The sequence below is a fragment of the Allobosea sp. AK1 genome, from assembly GCF_006714945.1.
Taxonomy (GTDB): Bacteria; Pseudomonadota; Alphaproteobacteria; order Rhizobiales; family Beijerinckiaceae; genus Allobosea; species Allobosea robiniae.
This window is the reverse complement of sequence record NZ_VFMG01000001.1, coordinates 3,968,612-3,987,263: the sequence shown is the minus strand read 5'-3', so window position 1 is coordinate 3,987,263 and position 18,652 is coordinate 3,968,612. Positions and strand designations below refer to the sequence as shown.

Here is an 18,652-nt window from a genome sequence, read left to right as displayed (position 1 = left end):
ACCCGTTTTCCGGGAACTGATCGAGCACGTTGCGGTTGTCCTCGCCGAAGGTTCGCTTCGAAAGGAGACATACCATGTTCAAGAAACTTGCTCTTGTTGCCGCCCTGACCATCACCCCGGCGGTTGCCTTTGCCCAGAGCCAGCCCTCGGGCGGCGCGGTCGGCGGTGCGACCAGCGGGGCCGCGACCGGCGCAGTCGGCGGCGCCGTTGTCGGTGGCCCGGTCGGTGCGGTGGTCGGCGGTGTCGGCGGCGCCGTGGTCGGCGCGATCATCGGTGATGCGGCCGAGCCGAAGTTCCGCACCTATGTGGTGGAGCAGCGCGTCCCCTCCTACACCTATGCCGAGCCGGTCGCGGTCGGCACGGTGCTGCCGCAGCAGGGCGTCGTCTACCACCAGCTGCCGGCCGACTATGCGCCGAACGCCTCGAATTATCGCTACACGGTCGTGAACGACCGCACGGTGATCGTCGAGCCGCAGACGCGCCGCATCGTGCAGATCATCGAATAACACCGCTCACGACCCGAAAGGCGGGCGGTTTCAACCCCAGGCCGTCCGTCCTTCAGGCCAGGCCCGCTCCGGAAACGGGGCGGGCCGCTTCGTGTCGGACAGGCTCAGCGCGTGCCGAACATGCGGTCGCCGGCATCTCCCAGACCGGGGACGATATAGCCGTGGTCGTTGAGCCGCTCGTCGATGGCCGCCGTCCAGATCCGGACATCGGGATGGGCGCCGCGCAGGCGCGCGATGCCCTCCGGCGCAGCCAGCAAACACATGAAGCGCAGATCCCGGGCGCCGCGCTCCTTCAGGCGCTCGACCGCCGCCACGGCGGAATTCGCCGTCGCCAGCATCGGGTCCATCACCACGATCATGCGATCGGCGATATCGGAGGGTGCCTTAAAGTAGTATTCGACGGCCTGGAGCGTGTCGGGGTCGCGATAGAGCCCGATATGGGCGACGCGGGCAGCCGGGACGAGCTCCAGCATGCCGTCGAGGAAGCCGACGCCGGCCCGCAGGATCGGCGCGAAGACCAGCTTCTTGCCGGCAATGACCGGCTGCATCGACTTCTGCAGCGGGGTCTCGATCTCGATCAGTTCGGTCGGCAGGTCGCGGGTCACCTCGTAGCAGAGCAGCATGCCGATCTCGTTGAGGAGCTGGCGGAAGCTCTTGGTCGAGCGGTCCTTCTCGCGCATCAGCGTGAGCTTGTGCTGGACCAGCGGGTGGTCGACGACGGTGACGCCGTCCTGGCTCGAAGTCATACGCCGGTTACCCCTCTATCTCTCGGACCTTGGCTTACCCTCAAAATACCGTGCCATCGCTGACGATGGTCAAGGGCGGCCCGCCATCCACACGCTTTTCGCGCGCGATCCGGCGCCCGGCGGCCCAGGTCCCGCCTTCGAGCACCTTGGCGAGCGGAAGTTCTTCGCGCGAACGCCCGAGACGCTGGCGGATCAGCGCTGCGACCTCGTCGAGCAGGGCGACGGTCAGCGCCCGCCATTCCACCACGAGCGGCGACGAAACCTCATGCGCCTTCGTCCGGTCCGCCTCATGCCTCAGCGCGATGACGCCGCTGTCGAGAAAGAGCCCGCCATTGCGGTACTCCGGCAGGCCGGTCATCTCGTCGATGTCGACCACGGCGATGCCGGCCCATTGCAACGGCTCGATCAGCGAATAGGTCAGCCATTGCGAAAGCTTGTGGAAAGGTACGAGGCCCTCCGTCGGCTTTCCCAGCGCGATCAGGGGATGGCGCCAGGTGTCGCCGAGCGCGACGCCGGCCTGGGTGAGGCGCGACGGCCATATGCCCGCGAAGGCGCCCAGCACCTCGCCGAGCATATGCGGGGCTCGCAGCGTCCCGGTATCGGCAGCCTTGGCGAAGCGATCGAACAACGCGCCCGGCCGCGGCAGACCCTGCCGTTCCAACTCCTCGCCGAGGCGGTTGAGCAGCGCCGCGCGGCCTTCGAGCGCGAGCAGCGGATTGCCCGGCCCGGCCTGGAAGCCGTGCGCCAGCGCGGCCGCATCGAGGCGCTTCAGCCCGACCGCATCGGCCCGCAAGGGATCGGCTGGATCGCTGGAGAACAGCCCTGCGGCGAACATGTCGAGCGAGGCGAGCGCCAGCCCCTCGGAGCGGCCGATCTCGCGGCCCGTCGCGGCATCGCGATAGCGCCAGTCCGGGCCGGCGCCGGCATCGAGCAGGACACTGACGACGGCGAGATCATAGGCGGCACGGCCGCGTGCGGCATGGTTTGCGAAGTTCGCCTCCCGGTCGAGCTTCTGCCAGCGATCCTCGCCATCGACGGTGAAATGGCGCCAGCGCGCATGGAAGGGGATGTCGAGCGTCGGATAATTCGCGCGGATCGTCTCCAGCACATAGTCGGCGCAGGCTTCGAGCCGATCCGGATGGACGCTGAAATGAAGAAGCTGACCGGCGAGGCCGAGCTCAAGCATCTCCTGCGCACGCTCACGCACGGCAGCGGGTTTCAACAGGGCGCGGAACGCCTCGGGATCGCGGTCGGGCATCGTCAACTCGGTTGGCGTGGCGGAATCAGAACTTGTCGAGGTCGCGGCCGACCGTCGACTTCAGGGCATTGTCCCCAGGCGCGCCGTCAGGCGAATAGTATCCCGCAGCCTTCTTGGCCTCGATCTCGACGGAGGCGTCGGGCGGGACCAGCTCGGGCGGGATCGCGACGCGCTCGCCGATGGTGATGCCGCTCTCGACCATGGCGTCGTATTTCATGTTCGACATCGACATCAGCCTGTCGATATGGGTGACGCCGAGCCAGTGCAGCACATCCGGCATGAGTTGCTGGAAGCGGGCATCCTGCACGCCGGCGACGCATTCGGTACGCTCGAAATAGGTCGCGGCGGAATCGCCGCCCTCCTGGCGCTTGCGGGCGTTGTAGACGAGGAATTTGGTGACCTCGCCGAGTGCCCGGCCCTCCTTGCGATTGTAGACGATCAGGCCGACGCCGCCGCTCTGGGCCTCCTTCACGCATTCCTCGATGCCATGCGTGAGATAGGGCCGGCAGGTGCAGATGTCGGAGCCGAAGACATCCGAGCCGTTGCACTCGTCATGAACGCGGCAGGCGATGCGCGCCTTCGGATCGGCAAGCCGCGAAGCCTCGCCCATGACATAGGCCGTGATCGAACCGATCGGCGGCAGGAAGACCTTGAGGTCCGGCCGCGTCACAAGCTCGGGATACATGCCGCCGGTCTGCTCGAAGAGCGTACGGCGCAATTCGCTCTCGGTCGCGCCGAACCGTTCGGCGATGCCCGGCAGGTACCAGACCGGATCGACCGCGATCTTGGTGACGCTGATATCGCCGGAGGCGTGCAGGATATGCCCGTCCGCAGCGAGGCGATGGGCGCCCATCGCGGCGAGAATCTCGGGCAGGTTGAGCCTGGCCTTCGTGATCGCGATCGACGGGCGGATATCGATGCCCTCGCCGATCAGCTTGCCGAAATCCTGCGCGACCGTGTGGCCGAACGGATCGAGCGAGACGATCCTCTTCGGGTCGGCCCATTGCGGCTGGGGCAGGATTTCCGCCGTCGGATAGGTGTTGGTCAGGTCCGGGCGCTGCTGCGGGTTCATGGCGCGAGCCGAGATCGCCAGCGCCCGATAGACCGAATAGGAGCCGCCATGGGCGCCGATGACGTTGCGGTCGGCCGGATTGGTGGTCGAGGCGATGATGGGCCCACGCTCGGCGGCGTTGGGAGCGCCCCACTTGATCGGGAAGCGCGTGGCCGCGCCGCCCGGCTCCGGGTGGGAGGTCAGCCTGATATGGCCGTTGCGGTTCGGCGCATTCATCGCGGTCACGTCCTGAAAACGGAAGAAGGCCCCGGGACGGGATCGTCCGGGGCCCTCTGGACCTCATGAAGTCTGAACCAGCGCGGTGGCGCCGTCAATCGCCTTAAAAAACAGCGAGATAGCGCAGCAGCGAGATGATGCCGATCACGATCACGATGATCTGCACGACGTTCTTGATCTGCCCATCGAGCGGCAGCATCCGCACGAGATAGAGCACGAGGCCGATGACGAGAACGGTGATCAGCAGCGAAATCAGAATGGACATGCTTGCAGCCCTTTATCTCGGCCGGTAGCCGGCCCCCCGGAGCCCAGCCGCGACGCATTCGCGGCTTGTCGGCCCCGGCGAAAGAACGTCGTAGGGCGGGGATTGGTTCCGGAGTGGGAACTTGGGGGCGAAAGGGTGGGGCTGCGGCTTGCGCAGTCAGCGCCGCCGTCATGGTCGGGCTTGTCCCGACCATCCACGTCTTCCTTCAAGCCATGAGGTATTCAAGACGTGGATGCTCGCCACAAGGGCGAGCATGACGTCGAGGCGTCATTCTCGGGCTTGACCCGAGAATCTCATGACAAGAAGGCTCCGGTTTCCGAGATGCTCGGGTCAAGCCCGAGCATGACGGCGGGTGTCAGCCGGCGATGCGATCGAAATCCGCGACGGCGCGCGTCGCCTGGCGGAGCTGGTTGAGCAGCTTCAGGCGGTTGGCGCGCAGGGCCGGATCGGGATCGTTGACCGTGACCTTGTCGAAGAAGGCATCGACCGCCGGGCGGATTTCGGCGAGCGCGGCCATGGCGCCCTCGTAATCCTCGGCGGCGACGGCGGCCTCGGCCTTCGGCGTCGCCTGCGCCAGCGCAACGGCAAGCGCCTTCTCCTCGATCAGGCCGGCCTCGGCGATGAGGTGGAGGTCGGGAGCGTCGGCGAAGGCGCCCTCCCCGTCCTTCTTCTCCTCGGCCTTGAGGATATTGGCGGCGCGCTTGTAGCCGGCGAGCAGGTTCTTGCCGTCCTCGGTATCGAGGAAGCGGCCGAGCGCGGCGACGCGACGGGTGATGAGGAGGAGGTCGTCGTTAGCCGAAGCGCCTTCGCCCAGCACGGTGTCGACGAGATCATGCCGCGCGCCCTGATCGCGGAGCATGACCTTCAGGCGGTCGTGGAAGAAGGAGAGGAGATCGGCAACAGTCGAGACTTCGTGTTCATCAGGCTCAGAGCCCGAGAGTATTTTTGCCCTGACCCCATCGAGCACGGCTGTGGTTGCATCAGGCGCAGTCATAGCCCGTGCCAGCATCGAACCCTGAAGTTCCAATGGGGAGATCGGAATCTTCGAATTTGCAAAACGCGCGAACCGCTCGATGAGTTGGACCCGATAGCCTCTCGATAGAGGCGCTTGAAGAGACAACCGAACCCCATTCTCAACCACCAGCCGGATCACGCCCAGCGCCGCTCTCCGCAGCGCATAGGGGTCCTTGCTGCCGGTCGGCTTCTCGTCGATGGCCCAGAAGCCGACAAGCGTATCGAGCTTGTCGGCCAGCGCCACGGCGACCGAAACCGGATCAGACGGGACGCGATCCGACGGCCCGAGCGGCTTGTAATGCTCCTCGACCGCGGCCGCGACCGAAGTATCCTCGCCCTGCAATTCCGCGTATTTCCGACCCATCAGGCCCTGCAGTTCCGGGAACTCGCCGACCATCTCGGTCGGCAGGTCGGCCTTGGCGAGCCTGGCAGCGCGTTCGGCCTTCTCCGGGTCGGCGCCGACGATCGGGGCCAATTCCTTCGCCAGCGCCGCGATGCGCTGGACGCGCCCGCCTTGCGTGCCGAGCTTGGCGTGGAAGACGACGCCGAGCTTGTCGAGCTTGGCCATGCGCTGATCCAGCGGCTTGGCGAGATCGAGGCCGAGCTTTTCAGCGCTGTCCTTGAAGGTATCGAGGTCCGGCAGCGAGCCGCGATCGGTCTGCCAGAAATAGGCGGCATCCGAGAGGCGCGCACGCACGACGCGGCCATTGCCGGCGGTGATCGCCACGCCACCATCGCTGGCGACGAGGTTCGAGACCAGGATGAAGCGATTGGCGAGATCACCGGTCGCTGGATCGCGCAGCACGAAGCATTTCTGGTTGGCGCGGATCGTGGCGCGGATCGCCTCGCCGGGAATGTCGAGGAAGCGTTCCTCGAAGGAGCCCATCAGCACGACCGGCCATTCGACGAGGCCGGCGACCTCCTCCAGCAAACCCTCGTCCTCGACGAGGTCGAGACCCTGCGCGAAGGCGAGGTTGCGGGCGTCGGTGAGGATGATCTCCTTGCGCCGGTCGGCATCGAGCACGACCTTCGCCTTCTCCAGCGAAGCGACATAGTCCTCCAGGCGCTTCACCGTGATGGGTGCAGGCGCGTGGAAGCGGTGGCCATAGGTCACGTTGCCGGAGACGATGCCGTCGACTTCGAAGGGCACGATCTCGGTGTCTTCGGTCTCGGCGCCGAAGGTGCAGAGGATCGAATGCAGCGGGCGCACCCAGCGCAGGCTCGCGCCAGCGGCCGAGGCCTTGCCCCAGCGCATCGATTTCGGCCAGGGGAAGGACCGGATCACCGCAGGGACGATCTCGGCGATGGCCGCGACGGTTTCCTGGCCGGGCTTCTCGATGATGGCGACGTAGGAGTCGCCCTTCTTCGGATCGCTGACGATCGTCGCCTGGTCGAGCGAATTCAGACCCGCTGCCTTGAGGAAGCCCTGCACGGCGGCGTCGGGCGCGCCGACGCGCGGACCCTTGCGCTCCTCGCGAACATCGCGGCCACGAACGGGCAGGCCGGCAATGTGCAAGGCAAGCCGGCGCGGCGTTGCGAAGACCTTCGCGCCCTCGTAGACGAGGCCGCGCTCGACCAGCGCATCGGTGACGAGTTTCTTCAGATCATCGGCAGCCTTGCGCTGCATGCGCGCGGGAATCTCTTCCGAAAACAGTTCAAGCAGAAGATCGGGCATCAGATGGCTCCCCCGCCGGCGGTCTTCAGCCAGGCCGCACCGCAGGCCTTGGAGAGCTCGCGCACGCGCAGGATGTAGCTCTGCCGCTCGGTGACCGAGATCACGCCGCGCGCATCGAGCAGGTTGAAGATGTGGCTGGCCTTGATGCACTGGTCATAGGCCGGCAGGGCGAGTTCGTGGCGGGGCTGGTTGGCGCCGGCAGCCGGTTCGCCGGCGGCGAGCAGGGCCTTGCACTCGGTCTCGGCATCGGTGAAGTGCCGGAACAGCATCTCGGTATTGGCATGCTCGAAATTATGCCGGGAGTATTCCTGCTCGGCCTGCAGGAAGACGTCGCCATAGGAGATGCGGTCCTCGCCATCGAGACCGTTGAAGTTGAGGTCGTAGACGTTCTCGACGCCCTGGACATACATCGCCAGGCGTTCGAGCCCATAGGTCAGTTCGCCCGCGACGGGCGCGCATTCCACGCCCGCGACCTGCTGAAAGTAAGTGAACTGGCTGACTTCCATGCCGTCGCACCAGCATTCCCAGCCGAGGCCCCAGGCGCCCAAGGTCGGGCTCTCCCAGTCGTCCTCGACGAAGCGGACGTCATGCAGGCCGAGATCGACGCCGATCGCCTTGAGCGAGTCGAGATAGAGCTGCTGGAGATCCGGCGGCGACGGCTTCAGGATGACCTGGAACTGATAGTAATGCTGGAGGCGGTTGGGGTTCTCGCCGTAACGGCCGTCCTTGGGGCGGCGCGAAGGCTGGACATAGGCCGCCCGCCACGGCTTCGGCCCGAGCGCGCGCAAGGTCGTCGCCGGGTGGAAGGTGCCGGCACCGACCTCCATGTCGTAGGGCTGCAGCACCACGCAACCTCGCTCGGCCCAGAAGCGCTGCAACGTCAGCAGCAGTCCCTGGAAGGAGCGGGTCGGATCCATCGCCGGGGAAGAAGCCGGGATGGTGGAGTGCGAGAGTGGCGCGGGGGCGGACAAGTGCCAGCAACCTTCCGATAACAAGGGAATGGTGCGGTGATTAGGGTTCGGGCCAGTCATGGTCAAGCATGAGCCGGAACCGAAAGCGGACAGGTTTCGTTCATATCGGGTCTGATATCGACAATCCCAACCGCACGGCTCGCGATGTTCGGGGCGAGCATTTGATGACGGGCCGGCGGCCGCATAACCAAGGAGTAAGCCCATGTTGACAACCCGCATCATTGCCGCCGCTTTCGGCGCTGCGACCTTGCTCGGTGCCGCCATGAGCACCGCCCCGGCCTCGGCGGCGCCGATTTCCGCCGGCACGGCGCTGGCTTCCGGCGCCGAAACCGGTCTCGTCCAGCAGGCCTGGCATCGCGGCCGCCCGCATTACGGCCCGCGCCGCCATTATCGTCCGCGCTGCTGGACCGAGTCCCGCCGTATCTGGAACGGCCATCGCTGGATCAGGCGGGCCGTACGCGTCTGCCGCCGCTGAGGCGGGCGCACATATCTGAAGACGGGCGGACGGCGCGGTTTCGCGCCGTCCGTGCAACAAGGCCCGCCATCCGCCTCGGGGATGACGGGTTGGCCCCGCCTGGGCCGGCGGCGCGATGGAGGCCAGGGATGTTCCGGACAACGCTTCTTGCTGCCGCGCTGGCGGGTTCTATGGGCGGAGTTGCTCTCACCGCCTCCCCGGTTGCGGCTGCGCCTGTCGCTGCCGCGGCCGGTCAATCGGTGCAAGCCGGGCAAAGCCTCGTCGAGCAGGCCCAGTATTACGGCCTGCGCCGATACCGGCGCCCACGCTGCTTCTGGTCTGACCGCCGCGTCTGGAACGGCTGGCGCTGGGTGGTTCGCCCGGTGCGCACCTGCCGCTGAGCGGCTCCCAAGAATGGCCGCAATGTGGCTGTTGGCTGAAGGCAAGCTGAACGACGCGATTCCGTGCCGTTCAGGTTCGAGGCCCTAATATTCAACGCAAGGACGGCGTTTTCATCCGACGGCAGGGACTGCCGGCGCCATCTCATGGAGGTTTTCATGTTTCGGACACTGATCGTCACCATGGCGACCGCTGGCGCGCTGGGCGTAGCCGGCATCGCCGCTACCCCTGCTTCTGCCGCCCCGATTGCGGCAGCACCGATTGCGGCCGCGCCGTCGGTCTCGAGCGAAGGCATGGTGCAGCAGGCGCAGTATTATTACGGTCCGCGCCGCTATTACGGCCGGCCGCGCTATTACGGCCCCCGCTATTACGGGCCGCGGCGCTATTACGGCCCGCCGCGTTTCTATGGCCCGCCGGCCTATTATGCTCCGCGGCGGTTCTACGGGCCGCGCTATTACTGGTAATCGGGCGTAAGGCGCCCACGGCCGCGATGGACCGCGTCGCTCAAGGGTGTCAGCCTGCCATCAGCGCCATTGATCACGAAAGCCGGCAGCAACGCTGCCGGCTTTCTGCTGTTCAGCACGGCCGTGACGATGATGCGGATCGCGGGCCTGTCAGCAAAGGCATGGACCGGGCGGACCGCAACCGCGCCGAAGCCGGTTTCAAGGCCGGCCAGAACTTCGGGCAACGCCTCGACCCGATGAATCAGCGCGAGATTTCCACTCGGCCGGAGCAGACGCCGGGCCGTCCGCAGCCAGGGCGCGAGCGCTCCTTCGGCGACATGGGCGGCCTTGCGGTTCGGGACAGGCGAGGCCCTGCTGCCGCCCGGGGGATAGAAGGGCGGGTTCATCGCGACCGCGTCGAAGGACGCGGATGCCAGGCCCAGTTCCGACAGAGCCGCGGCCCGCGCCGTGACATCGCCGGCGATCGCCGTCACGCGACCCGCCATGTCGTTGAGTCCGGCATTGCGCGCGGCCAGCGCGGCAAGCTCCGGATCGCGCTCCAGCAGCGTGACCTGCAACTCCGGCTGGGCCAGCGCCGCGGCGAGGCCGACCGTGCCGACGCCGGCCCCGATATCCAGCAACGCGCCGCCGCCCAGGTCCGGCAGCGCCGCTGCGAGCAGGACCGCATCGCTGCCGGCGCGGTGGCCCTTGCGCGGCTGGAGCAGCCTCAGCCGGCCATCGAGCAAACGATCCTCGACGATCTCGCCCAGTGCCGCGCCCGGTTCGATCTCACTCATCACGCAATTCTGATCCGTAGCCGGCCTCGACCAGCAAGGCCCGCGCACGCCTGCGATCGGCATCGCGCACCAGCAGGCGACGGGGGAAGGCCCCGATCATGCCCTCGAGCGAACTGATATGCTGATCTGCGATCAGGCAGTCGAGATTGGCCGAAGCCAGCAGGGCCTCGACGGCGCCGAGCAGGATAAGGTCGTTGGTGCGCAGGAGTTCGTGCATGGCTCCATGGAGCCCAAGCGCCCGGGTTTGTGCAAGAGCCGTCGGCTTTCAGGCCCCGTTCACGCAAAGGTGCGGCGTCACGCCGGTTTGCAGGGGCTGGCGTCCCATGCGACGGTTGTGGCATGGCACAAGCGCGCCGCCCGGCGCGGGTATCTGACTCCGGAGTGTCTCCAGTGGGTGTCGTCGTCTCCCTCGAGGAACGGGAATCGAATCAGGCCAGCATCGAGCCGCTGGTCGCGCTGACGCGCGAGGACATGGCCCGCGTCAACGCGATGATTCTGTCGCGCACCGGCTCCGACGTGACGATGATCCCGGAGGTCGCCAACCACCTGATCTCGTCGGGTGGCAAACGGCTGCGGCCGATGCTGACGCTCGCGATGGCCGACCTCTGCGGCTATGCCGGCGATGGCCACGTCAAGCTCGCGGCCTCCGTCGAGTTCATGCACACCGCCACGCTGCTCCACGACGACGTCGTCGACGAGAGCGACATGCGCCGCGGCAAGCTCGCCGCCCGCATGCTCTGGGGCAACGAGGCCAGCGTGCTGGTCGGCGATTTCCTGCTCGGCCAGGCCTTCAAGATGATGGTCGAGGTCGGCTCGCTCAGGGCGCTCGATATTCTCTCCACCGCCGCCTCCGTGATCGCCGAGGGCGAGGTTCTCCAGCTCTCCGTCGCCAAGAACACGGAAACGACCGAGGACGAGTATCTCGCGGTGATCCGCGGCAAGACGGCCGAGCTCTTCGCCGCCGCCTGCGAGGTCGGGCCGGTGATCGCCGGCTCCCCCAAGGCCGATGCCGCCGCCTGCCGCAGCTACGGCCTCAATCTCGGCATCGCCTTCCAGCTCATCGACGACGCGCTCGACTATGGCGGCGTCGCCGCCAAGCTCGGCAAGAACACCGGCGACGATTTCCGCGAGGGCAAGATCACCCTGCCCGTCGTGCTCTCCTTCCGCCGCGGCGACGAGGCCGAACGCGCCTTCTGGAAGCGCACGCTGCAGGACGGCGAGATCCGCGACGGCGATCTGGAGGAAGCACAGGCGATCATGCGCCGGCACAAGGCGCTCGACGACACGATCGCCCGCGCCGAGCATTATGCGCGCATGGCCAAGGACGCGCTCGGCCTGTTCCCGACCTCACCGATGAAGCAGGCGCTCAACGCCGCCGTCGATTTCTGCGTGGCGCGGGCGCATTGAGCTGACGCGCCGCCGTCACTGCGAGGAGCGCAATGACGGTGGAACGGTCCCATCGCTTTAGCTCAGCAGCGTCGGCTTGACCCACCAGCCCGGCCGCTTTCGCTGCAACGCCTTGGCAGCGGCAGCGCTCGATACGCAATCGTCGAACAGCGCGAAGCAGGTCGCGCCCGAGCCGGACATGCGCGCCAGCCGGCAACCGGGCAACGCCGCGAGCCGGTCCAGGGCCTCGCCGATCACCGGCGCCCCCCGCTGCGCCGGTGCTGCGAGATCATTGCTCGTGGTCGCCAGATAGCCCAGCAGATCCGCGGCCGATGCCGGATCCGCAAGATTCTGCGCGCGCGCTTCCGACACCGCCTCACCCGCCTTGAGACCAAGCGCCCGGAATACGCCCACCGTCTCGACCTCCACGCCGGGATTGACCAGCACGGCGAAAAGCGGCGGCAGCCTGAGCACCGGGCCGAGCTTTTCGCCAATGCCGGCCATCAGCCGCGCGCGCGAATCGAGACAGACCGATACGTCGGCCCCGACCTGCGTCGCGACCTCCCGCAGGATCGGATCGCCCGGAGCGATGCCGTTCAGGCGCGCGAGCAGGCGCAACGCCGCAGCCGCATCGGCCGAGCCGCCCCCGATTCCCGAGGCGACCGGCAGGCGCTTGACGAGATGGAAGCGTCCCAGGCGTAGGCCGGGGCGTGCCGCTGCAAGCGAGCGGGCAGCGCGCAGGACAAGATTGCCGTCATCGGCCGCGAGTCCTTTAGACCGAGGCCCTGCGAGCGTCAGAGAGAGGTCAGCGCCGGGATCGAGCGACAGCGTGTCGCCGACGCCGGCGAAGGCGACGAGGCTTTCCAGCTCGTGATAGCCGTCGGCGCGTCGGCCGAGCACGCGCAGGTCGAGATTGACCTTGGCGCGGGCGCGCGTCGTCAGCGGTGGGGCCACGGCGTCAGGCCGGCGACGCGGAAGCGTCAGCCGCCGTCCTTCTTGGTCTCCTCGACCGCATTGGCCGAAGGATCCTCCATCCCGCGCTCGATCTTGCGCAGGATCTTCTCCAGGTCCTCAGGCTCGGGCTTGAGGTCGCGGGCGTGGTTCCACTGGAACTTCGCCTCAAGCTGGCGGCCGGTACGCCAGTACACGTCGCCGAGATGGTCGTTGATGACCGGATCGGACGGGCGCAGTTCCGCGGCGCGCTCGATCTCGCGCGAGGCATCGTCATAGCGGCCGAGGCGATAATAGGCCCAGCCGAGCGAATCGATGATGTAGCCGTCGCGCGGGCGGAGCTCGACGGCGCGGCGCAGCATGTCGAGCGCCTCGTCGAGCTTGAGATGCTTGTCGACCAGCGAATAGCCGAGATAGTTCAGCACCAACGCCCGCTCGCGGCCGAGCGGATCGGGCAGGAGTTCGAGCGCCTTGCGCAGATCGGCCTCGGCCTCGGGCCAGCGATTGATGCGCTCGCGGGCGATGCCGCGGAAATAGAACAGATCCCAGTTGGCGCGGCCGGGCGAGGCGAGCTTGTCGATGGCCTTGTCATAGGCCGCCGCGGCTTCCGCGAATTTCTTGCGCGAGCGATAGATGTTGCCGAGCGCCGAGAGCGCGTCGACATCGTCCGGCCGCTCGGCAATGACCTTGTCGAGATGCTTCACCGCCTCTTCGGGCTTGCCTAGATTTTCCAGGGCCAGGCCGGCCTGGATCTCGGCATTCGGACGCAGCGGCGAGGAGGCCGGCATCTTGTCGTAGACGGCGACGGCGTCCTCCGGCTGGCGCGCACGCTCCAGAATGTCGCCGAGCGTCAGGATCGCGAGGTCGTGGCCGGGGTCGAGATAGATCGCCATGCGCAGGTAGAGCAGCGCGGCGGCTTCGTCGCCCTGGCGGTTGCCGGCGCTGGCGAGGCCATAGAGCACCTCGGCCGCGCCCTGCTGCGGCGTCGTGATCTGACGCGGCGGCGCATCCTTCTTGCCGACGAGCGCCATGCCCTCGCGGATGATCGGATGATTCGGCAGCAGGCGGTCGAAGGCGGCGTAGGTTTCGGCAGCACCGTTGAAATCGCCGTTCCGGGCCTGGAAGCGCGCCCAGAGATCGACCAGCCGGAGCGTGGTCTTCTCGGCGTCATAGGCGGATTTCAGCCGCTTCTCGGCTTCGCCCTTGCGGCCGGCGGCATCGAGAATGAGCCCGGCATGATAATCGCGGAAAAGATTGTAGGACGCCTCGCCCTTCAGGCGCTCCAGCGTCTCGATCGCCCGGCGGGAATTGCCGGAGCCGAGATAGGACCAGGCTGTGAGCAGCGTCGCGGTGATGTCGGCCGCGCGCCCCCTGCCCCCGCGCTGGAGATGATTGCGCGCCGTCCGGTAGCTCTTCTGCTTGATCGAGCGGATGCCGATGACGAGCTGGGCGAGGCCATTGCTCGGGTCCTGCTGGATCAATTTGTCGGCCGCCCGGAAGGCATCCGGCATGGCACCGTCGGCCAGGAAAGCGACGAAGGCGCGCTCGGTCAGATCGTTGTTCTGCGGGTCTTCCTTGATCGCCTCGCGCAGATAGACGGAGGCCGCACCGAGATCGCGGGAGGCACCGGCGACGATCGCGGCGAGGTAGTTGCCTTCCAGACTGTCGCCCGGCTCGAGCGTGTCAGCCGTACGCGGCTGCGTTGCGCCCTGGGCAGCGGCCACGGCTGGCAGGAACATCAAAAGCGACAACGCAGCAGCCGTGCCGGAGGCACGCACCTTCTTCAATAATGTCACGACTGCCATTCTCCCTCGGTCCGCAGCCTCACCATCTCGGGGCGCACTCTTCCAGCGGACCGTGATCGCTTCGCGTAGGCTGCCAAGATGGCGGTTTCCGGGCGGACGGGCAAGCCGGCCCCCTCCCGAATGCGGCTCTTTCGTAGCAGCCGCGCAACACTCCCGGAAATCTGCCTGACCAAGCGACCGAAAGCCGAAAACGGCGATCATCACGCAGGGATATCGGGCCTATAGCTTGTCCGTCTGCAGCTTTCGCAGCGATTCCACTGGGACTGTTCCAATGAAGAAGATCATTCTGAGCATTGCCGCCATCGCACTCCTCGGCGGCTTCGTCGCCGGCTGCGCCAAGGACGAGACCAAGCCGGTCGCCAAGATCGTCCGCAAGGGCTGATCGGCCTCCCGGCCTTACGACAAAGGGCGCGCCGGCCGGCGCGCCCTTTTTGATTCATCGGACAGCGAATCGCCCCGCGATCACATATTCGCGTAGCCCGGCCCGCCGCCGCCTTCCGGGACCGTCCAGGTGATGTTCTGGGCGGGGTCCTTGATGTCGCAGGTCTTGCAGTGGACGCAGTTCTGCGCGTTGATCACGAAGCGCGGATTGGCCTTGGTCTCGGCGTTCTCGTAGACGACCTCGTAGACGCCCGCCGGGCAATAGAGCCTGGCCGGCTCGCCATAGAGCGGCAGGTTCTGCGTGATCGGAACCGATGGATCCGCCAGCTTGAGATGCGCCGGCTGGTCTTCCTCGTGATTGGTCGAGGAGAGGAAGACCGAGGAGAGCTTGTCGAAGGAGATCTTGCCGTCCGGCTTCGGATAGCTGATCGGCGTGACCTCGGCGAGCGGCTTCAACGTCGCGAAATCCGGCTTGCCGTGCTTCATCGTGCCGAAGGGCGACCAGCCGAAGAGCTGGTTCAGCCACATGTCGATGCCGCCGAGCCCGATGCCGAGCAAGGTGCCGAACTTGGACCAGAGCGGCTTGACGTTGCGGACGCGCTTCAGGTCCTTGCCGATGGCGCTGTCGCGCCATTCATTTTCGATCTCGACGACCTCGTCATGGCTACGCCCGGCCTGCAGCGCCGGCACCAGCTTCTCCGCCGCCAGCATGCCCGACAGGATGGCGTTGTGGCTGCCCTTGATGCGGGGCACGTTGACGAAGCCCGCGGAGCAGCCGATCAGCGCGCCGCCCGGGAAGGTCAGCTTCGGCACCGACTGCCAGCCGCCCTCGGTGATGGCGCGCGAGCCATAGGCGATGCGCTTAGCGCCCTCGAAGGTGTCGCGGATCAGCGGATGGGTCTTGAAGCGCTGGAACTCGTCAAAGGGCGAGAGCGTCGGGTTCTGGTAGTTCAGATGGACGACGAAGCCGACCGAAACGAGGTTATCGTCGAAATGGTAGAGGAAGGATCCGCCGCCGGTGCTGTTGTCGAGCGGCCAGCCGAAGGAGTGCTGGACACGGCCCTTGTGGAACTTCTCCGGCTTGACCTGCCAGAGTTCCTTCAGGCCGATGCCGTATTTCTGGGGCTCGCGGCCTTCATCCAATGCAAATCGCTTGATCGCGATCTTGGAGAGCGAGCCGCGCGCGCCCTCGCCCAGCAGCGTGTAGCGGCCGCGCAATTCCATGCCCCGGGTGAAGCGGTCGGAGACCGTGCCGTCCTTGGCGATGCCCATGTCGCCCGTGGCGATGCCGGCGACCGAGCCATCCTCGTTGAAGAGCAGCTCGGCGGCGGCGAAGCCCGGATAGATCTCGACGCCGAGTGCCTCGGCCCGCGCGCCCAGGAACTTCGCGACGAGCCCGAGCGAGCCGACGAAATTGCCGTGGTTGTTCATCAGCGAGGGCATGCCGAAATTCGGCAGGCGGATACCGTTCGGCTCGGTCAGGAAATAGAAGATGTCTTCCTTGACCTCGGTGGTCAGCGGACGATCGGGATCGTCGCGCCAGTCCGGCACGAGCCGGTCGAGGCCGATGGGATCGATGACGGCACCGGAGAGGATATGGGCGCCGACCTCGGCGCCCTTCTCGACCACCACGACCGAGATGGACTCATCGAGCTGCTTCAGCCGGATCGCAGCCGCCAGACCCGCAGGGCCGGCACCGACGATGACCACGTCATAGTCCATGCTCTCGCGCGGTTCGCTCTGCGCTTCCTTCAGATCCATCCTGCCCTCCGCCTCAGCAGCCGCGCCGCATGATAGTTTATATATGAACTATTTCACCGGGTCGTTCAATGCCGGCTTTCGTCCAGTCTGGAACCCCTCTATCCAAGCGTGCGTTCCATTTTGCAACTGCGTCGGCTCGCAGAGAGGGTTTGCAAGGTATAGGATGCAGCGATGAGCCTGTCCGATGCAGTCAGCCCCGACGCGCCCGATCCTTACGAGCTTTTGAGCTGGTACGCCGAGATGGGCGTGACCGAGGCGCTCGACGAAGCGCCGCGCAACCATTTTGCCGACCCGGCTCCTGCCGGCGAGCGCGGCGACGGGCAGCCGCGCCTGCGCCCGCTACCCGGCCGCCCTGCCGCACCGGCACGACCGATGGCGGCTGCGGCAACGGCACCGGACGACGCCACGGTCAGCGCCAAGGCGCTCGCTCGGGAAGCGCGCACGCTCGATGAGCTGAAGGCCGCACTGGCCGGTTTCGAAGGCTGCGTGCTGAAGGCCACCGCCAAGAGCCTGGTCTTCGCCGACGGCAATCCGCAGGGCCGGGTGATGATGGTCGGCGAAGCGCCCGGTGCCGACGAGGACCGCATCGGCCTGCCCTTCGTCGGGCGCTCCGGGCAGTTGCTCGACCGCATGCTGGCCGCGATCGGTCTGAGCCGGAAGGACGACGTCTATATCGCCAACATGCTGCCCTGGCGACCACCGGGGAACCGCACGCCGACGCCGCAGGAAGTGGCGATCTGCCTGCCTTTCATCCAGCGCCAGATCGAGCTTGCCGATCCCGACATCCTGGTCTGCGTCGGCGGCCCCTCCGCGCAAGGGCTGCTCGGGTTCACCGGCATCCTGCGCTCGCGCGGCAAATGGGTGGAATACGACACCGGGGCGCGGCGCATCCCGGCGATCGCGACGCTGCACCCGGCCTATCTGCTGCGGCAGCCGCTGCAGAAGCGGCTCGCCTGGCGCGACCTGCGCGCATTGAAGGCGTCGCTCGACGGGAAGAATTGACGCAGCGACGTTGCGCGCAGGCGCGGCACGAGGCAGGCTTGCATTAGATCACATCCAGACACGCCCGAACGGGCGAGGCCCGGCACCGGCGTGACGTGGCCAGACGGAGTTCTGCGATGGTCATCGATGCTTTTCTGCTTTCGCGCATCCAGTTCGCCTTCACCATCTCGTTCCACATCGTCTTCCCGGCCTTCACGATCGGGCTTTCCGCCTATATCGCGACGCTGCTCGGGCTGTGGCTGAAGACGGGCGACCCGAAATTCCACCTGCTCGCGCGGTTCTGGACCAAGATCTTCGCCGTCTCCTTCGCGATGGGCGTCGTCTCCGGCATCGTGCTGTCCTATCAGATCGGCACGAACTGGAGCCGCTTCTCGGTCGCGGTCGGCAATATCGTCGGGCCGCTGCTGGGCTATGAGGTACTCACCGCGTTCTTCCTCGAGGCTTCCTTCCTCGGCGTGATGTTGTTCGGCTGGAAGCGGGTGCCGCCCTGGCTGCATTTTCTCTCGGCGGCGATCGTCGCCGGCGGCACGGCGATGTCGGGCTTCTGGATTCTCTCGGCCAATAGCTGGATGCAGTATCCCGTCGGGCACGAGGTCCGCGACGGCATCGCCTACCCGGTCGACTGGATGAAGATCGTCTTCAACCCGACCTTCCCCTTGCGTTTCGCGCATATGATGACGGCGGCCTATCTCACCACCGCCTTCGTCGTGCTGGCGACCGGCGCGCGCCATCTGCTTGCCGGACACCGCACCGAATCGGCCAAGACGATGGTGCGCATGGCGATCCTGATGATCGCACTGACCGCGCCGCTGCAGGCGCTGATCGGCGATTTCCACGGCAAGCAGACCGCGATCTACCAGCCGGCCAAGCTTGCCGCTATCGAGGCGCATTGGGATTCGGCGAAGCCCGGCGCGCTCGTCCTCTTCGCCTGGCCCGACGAGAAAGCCGAGCTCAACCGGTTCGAAATCTCGATCCCCGGCGTCGCCAGCCTGCTGACGCATGGCAGCATGGATGCGCTGTTCCCAAGCCTCAGGGATTTCAAGGTCGAGGATCGGCCGCCGGTGCTCATCCCCTTCTTCGCCTTCCGCATCATGGTCGGCATCGGCACCCTGATGATCCTGTTCGGCTGGGCCGGCGCCTGGCTCTGGAAGCGCGGCACCGTGTTCGAGGCGCGCAGATGGCTCTGGCTCGCCCAGTACAGCTGGCCGGCCGGGTTCGTCGCCATCCTCTCCGGCTGGTTCGTCACTGAGGTCGGTCGCCAGCCCTGGCTCGCCACCGGCGTGCTGCGTTCGAAGGACGCGGTCTCGCCGATCACGACTCTCGAGGTCGCGATCTCGCTGGGGCTGTTCGTCTTCGTCTACTGCGTGGTGTTCACGGCCGGCATCCTCCTGATCAATCGCCTGATCGACAAGGGACCGGACGAGATCAGCCATGAGGACCCGCCCGAGCAGCCATCGAAGCGGACGCTGAAGGCGGCACAGGCGCCCGCCGCGGCGATCTTCGGCGACGGCCATCCCGGCGACGACAAGATCCAGCCGGCGAACTGAGGA

At 66.7% G+C, this 18,652-nt stretch carries 18 protein-coding genes; 7 read left to right on the top strand and 11 right to left on the bottom strand.

The features are described 5' to 3' along the window. Window positions 1–74 precede the first annotated feature (74 nt). On the top strand, window positions 75–506 hold the full coding sequence (locus tag FHT98_RS19215) for a DUF1236 domain-containing protein (RefSeq protein ID WP_061964797.1): 432 nt from the start codon (window positions 75–77) through the stop codon (window positions 504–506). 104 nt (window positions 507–610) lie between these two features. Here the strand turns inward: FHT98_RS19215 and upp are convergent, their stop codons facing one another. The 6 genes from upp to FHT98_RS19190 all read right to left on the bottom strand — a co-directional run bounded on the left by upp (window position 611) and on the right by FHT98_RS19190 (window position 7,669). Further along, window positions 611–1,252 (bottom strand): uracil phosphoribosyltransferase, encoded by a 642-nt coding sequence (gene upp, locus FHT98_RS19210; protein WP_061964799.1) that lies wholly within the window; start codon window positions 1,250–1,252, stop codon window positions 611–613. A gap of 40 nt (window positions 1,253–1,292) precedes the next feature. Further along, entirely contained in the window at window positions 1,293–2,510 is a 1,218-nt protein-coding gene (locus FHT98_RS19205) for a URC4/urg3 family protein (protein WP_142114956.1), read from the bottom strand. 25 nt (window positions 2,511–2,535) lie between these two features. Next, a complete protein-coding gene (locus FHT98_RS19200) occupies window positions 2,536–3,798 on the bottom strand; it encodes a GTP cyclohydrolase II (protein ID WP_142114955.1) in 1,263 nt (420 codons plus the stop codon). 103 nt (window positions 3,799–3,901) lie between these two features. Further along, window positions 3,902–4,063 (bottom strand): Thivi_2564 family membrane protein, encoded by a 162-nt coding sequence (locus FHT98_RS26270; RefSeq protein WP_091855869.1) that lies wholly within the window; start codon window positions 4,061–4,063, stop codon window positions 3,902–3,904. 355 nt (window positions 4,064–4,418) lie between these two features. After that, window positions 4,419–6,752 carry a glycine--tRNA ligase subunit beta gene (gene glyS, locus FHT98_RS19195; RefSeq protein WP_142114954.1) on the bottom strand — a complete coding sequence of 778 codons (2,334 nt, stop codon included), beginning with the start codon at window positions 6,750–6,752 and terminating at the stop codon, window positions 4,419–4,421. Next, window positions 6,752–7,669, bottom strand: coding sequence for a glycine--tRNA ligase subunit alpha (locus FHT98_RS19190; RefSeq protein WP_061964804.1), 918 nt, complete (start codon window positions 7,667–7,669; stop codon window positions 6,752–6,754). Before FHT98_RS19190 ends, glyS begins: the two co-directional genes overlap by 1 nt. Before the next feature lie 256 nt (window positions 7,670–7,925). Here FHT98_RS19190 and FHT98_RS19185 point away from each other — a divergent pair, with 256 nt between their 5' ends. From FHT98_RS19185 to FHT98_RS19175, 3 genes are all read left to right on the top strand, one after another. Next, window positions 7,926–8,198 carry a hypothetical protein gene (locus FHT98_RS19185; RefSeq protein WP_061964807.1) on the top strand — a complete coding sequence of 91 codons (273 nt, stop codon included), beginning with the start codon at window positions 7,926–7,928 and terminating at the stop codon, window positions 8,196–8,198. 128 nt (window positions 8,199–8,326) lie between these two features. Further along, a complete protein-coding gene (locus tag FHT98_RS19180) occupies window positions 8,327–8,578 on the top strand; it encodes a hypothetical protein (protein WP_142114953.1) in 252 nt (83 codons plus the stop codon). 156 nt (window positions 8,579–8,734) lie between these two features. Further along, entirely contained in the window at window positions 8,735–9,040 is a 306-nt protein-coding gene (locus FHT98_RS19175; protein WP_082617199.1) for a hypothetical protein, read from the top strand. Here FHT98_RS19175 and FHT98_RS19170 read toward each other — a convergent pair. Further along, window positions 9,031–9,816 (bottom strand): tRNA1(Val) (adenine(37)-N6)-methyltransferase, encoded by a 786-nt coding sequence (locus FHT98_RS19170; protein ID WP_142114952.1) that lies wholly within the window; start codon window positions 9,814–9,816, stop codon window positions 9,031–9,033. The genes FHT98_RS19175 and FHT98_RS19170 overlap by 10 nt on opposite strands. Continuing rightward, window positions 9,809–10,033, bottom strand: a complete 225-nt coding sequence (locus tag FHT98_RS19165) for a putative signal transducing protein (RefSeq protein WP_091855874.1) — start codon at window positions 10,031–10,033, stop codon at window positions 9,809–9,811. Before FHT98_RS19165 ends, FHT98_RS19170 begins: the two co-directional genes overlap by 8 nt. A gap of 254 nt (window positions 10,034–10,287) precedes the next feature. On the opposite strand from FHT98_RS19165, the gene FHT98_RS19160 reads away from it, so the two are divergent. Continuing rightward, window positions 10,288–11,223 (top strand): polyprenyl synthetase family protein, encoded by a 936-nt coding sequence (locus FHT98_RS19160; protein WP_465246934.1) that lies wholly within the window; start codon window positions 10,288–10,290, stop codon window positions 11,221–11,223. Between the two features lie 57 nt (window positions 11,224–11,280). On the opposite strand, the gene FHT98_RS19155 is transcribed toward FHT98_RS19160, so the two are convergent. The 3 genes from FHT98_RS19155 to FHT98_RS19145 all read right to left on the bottom strand — a co-directional run bounded on the left by FHT98_RS19155 (window position 11,281) and on the right by FHT98_RS19145 (window position 16,100). Further along, window positions 11,281–12,156, bottom strand: coding sequence for a 4-(cytidine 5'-diphospho)-2-C-methyl-D-erythritol kinase (locus tag FHT98_RS19155; RefSeq protein WP_142114950.1), 876 nt, complete (start codon window positions 12,154–12,156; stop codon window positions 11,281–11,283). A 26-nt stretch (window positions 12,157–12,182) separates the two neighbouring features. Further along, a complete protein-coding gene (locus FHT98_RS19150) occupies window positions 12,183–13,958 on the bottom strand; it encodes a tetratricopeptide repeat protein (RefSeq protein ID WP_465246915.1) in 1,776 nt (591 codons plus the stop codon). Window positions 13,959–14,420: 462 nt separating this feature from the next. Then, a complete protein-coding gene (locus FHT98_RS19145) occupies window positions 14,421–16,100 on the bottom strand; it encodes an electron transfer flavoprotein-ubiquinone oxidoreductase (protein WP_248309257.1) in 1,680 nt (559 codons plus the stop codon). Window positions 16,101–16,271: 171 nt separating this feature from the next. Between FHT98_RS19145 and FHT98_RS19140 the strand changes: the two genes are divergently transcribed. Together FHT98_RS19140 and FHT98_RS19135 are read left to right on the top strand one after the other, a co-directional pair. After that, window positions 16,272–17,102 (top strand): uracil-DNA glycosylase, encoded by an 831-nt coding sequence (locus tag FHT98_RS19140; protein ID WP_142114949.1) that lies wholly within the window; start codon window positions 16,272–16,274, stop codon window positions 17,100–17,102. 116 nt (window positions 17,103–17,218) lie between these two features. Continuing rightward, window positions 17,219–18,649, top strand: coding sequence for a cytochrome ubiquinol oxidase subunit I (locus FHT98_RS19135; protein WP_142114948.1), 1,431 nt, complete (start codon window positions 17,219–17,221; stop codon window positions 18,647–18,649). Window positions 18,650–18,652: the final 3 nt, after the last annotated feature.

What these genes read in the sequence shown, in the direction of transcription:
- FHT98_RS19170 (WP_142114952.1), bottom strand. Translation starts at nt 9,816, where the DNA reads ATGAGTGAGATCGAACCGGGCGCGGCACTGGGCGAGATCGTCGAGGAT.
- FHT98_RS19205 (WP_142114956.1), bottom strand. Translation starts at nt 2,510, where the DNA reads ATGCCCGACCGCGATCCCGAGGCGTTCCGCGCCCTGTTGAAACCCGCT.
- FHT98_RS19165 (WP_091855874.1), bottom strand. Translation starts at nt 10,033, where the DNA reads ATGCACGAACTCCTGCGCACCAACGACCTTATCCTGCTCGGCGCCGTC.
- FHT98_RS19190 (WP_061964804.1), bottom strand. Translation starts at nt 7,669, where the DNA reads ATGGATCCGACCCGCTCCTTCCAGGGACTGCTGCTGACGTTGCAGCGC.
- FHT98_RS19175 (WP_082617199.1), top strand. Translation starts at nt 8,735, where the DNA reads ATGTTTCGGACACTGATCGTCACCATGGCGACCGCTGGCGCGCTGGGC.
- FHT98_RS19160 (WP_465246934.1), top strand. Translation starts at nt 10,288, where the DNA reads ATGGCCCGCGTCAACGCGATGATTCTGTCGCGCACCGGCTCCGACGTG.
- FHT98_RS19145 (WP_248309257.1), bottom strand. Translation starts at nt 16,100, where the DNA reads ATGGATCTGAAGGAAGCGCAGAGCGAACCGCGCGAGAGCATGGACTAT.
- FHT98_RS19135 (WP_142114948.1), top strand. Translation starts at nt 17,219, where the DNA reads ATGGTCATCGATGCTTTTCTGCTTTCGCGCATCCAGTTCGCCTTCACC.
- glyS (WP_142114954.1), bottom strand. Translation starts at nt 6,752, where the DNA reads ATGCCCGATCTTCTGCTTGAACTGTTTTCGGAAGAGATTCCCGCGCGC.
- FHT98_RS19180 (WP_142114953.1), top strand. Translation starts at nt 8,327, where the DNA reads ATGTTCCGGACAACGCTTCTTGCTGCCGCGCTGGCGGGTTCTATGGGC.
- FHT98_RS19150 (WP_465246915.1), bottom strand. Translation starts at nt 13,958, where the DNA reads ATGGCAGTCGTGACATTATTGAAGAAGGTGCGTGCCTCCGGCACGGCT.
- FHT98_RS19215 (WP_061964797.1), top strand. Translation starts at nt 75, where the DNA reads ATGTTCAAGAAACTTGCTCTTGTTGCCGCCCTGACCATCACCCCGGCG.
- FHT98_RS19185 (WP_061964807.1), top strand. Translation starts at nt 7,926, where the DNA reads ATGTTGACAACCCGCATCATTGCCGCCGCTTTCGGCGCTGCGACCTTG.
- FHT98_RS19140 (WP_142114949.1), top strand. Translation starts at nt 16,272, where the DNA reads ATGAGCCTGTCCGATGCAGTCAGCCCCGACGCGCCCGATCCTTACGAG.
- FHT98_RS19200 (WP_142114955.1), bottom strand. Translation starts at nt 3,798, where the DNA reads ATGAATGCGCCGAACCGCAACGGCCATATCAGGCTGACCTCCCACCCG.
- FHT98_RS26270 (WP_091855869.1), bottom strand. Translation starts at nt 4,063, where the DNA reads ATGTCCATTCTGATTTCGCTGCTGATCACCGTTCTCGTCATCGGCCTC.
- upp (WP_061964799.1), bottom strand. Translation starts at nt 1,252, where the DNA reads ATGACTTCGAGCCAGGACGGCGTCACCGTCGTCGACCACCCGCTGGTC.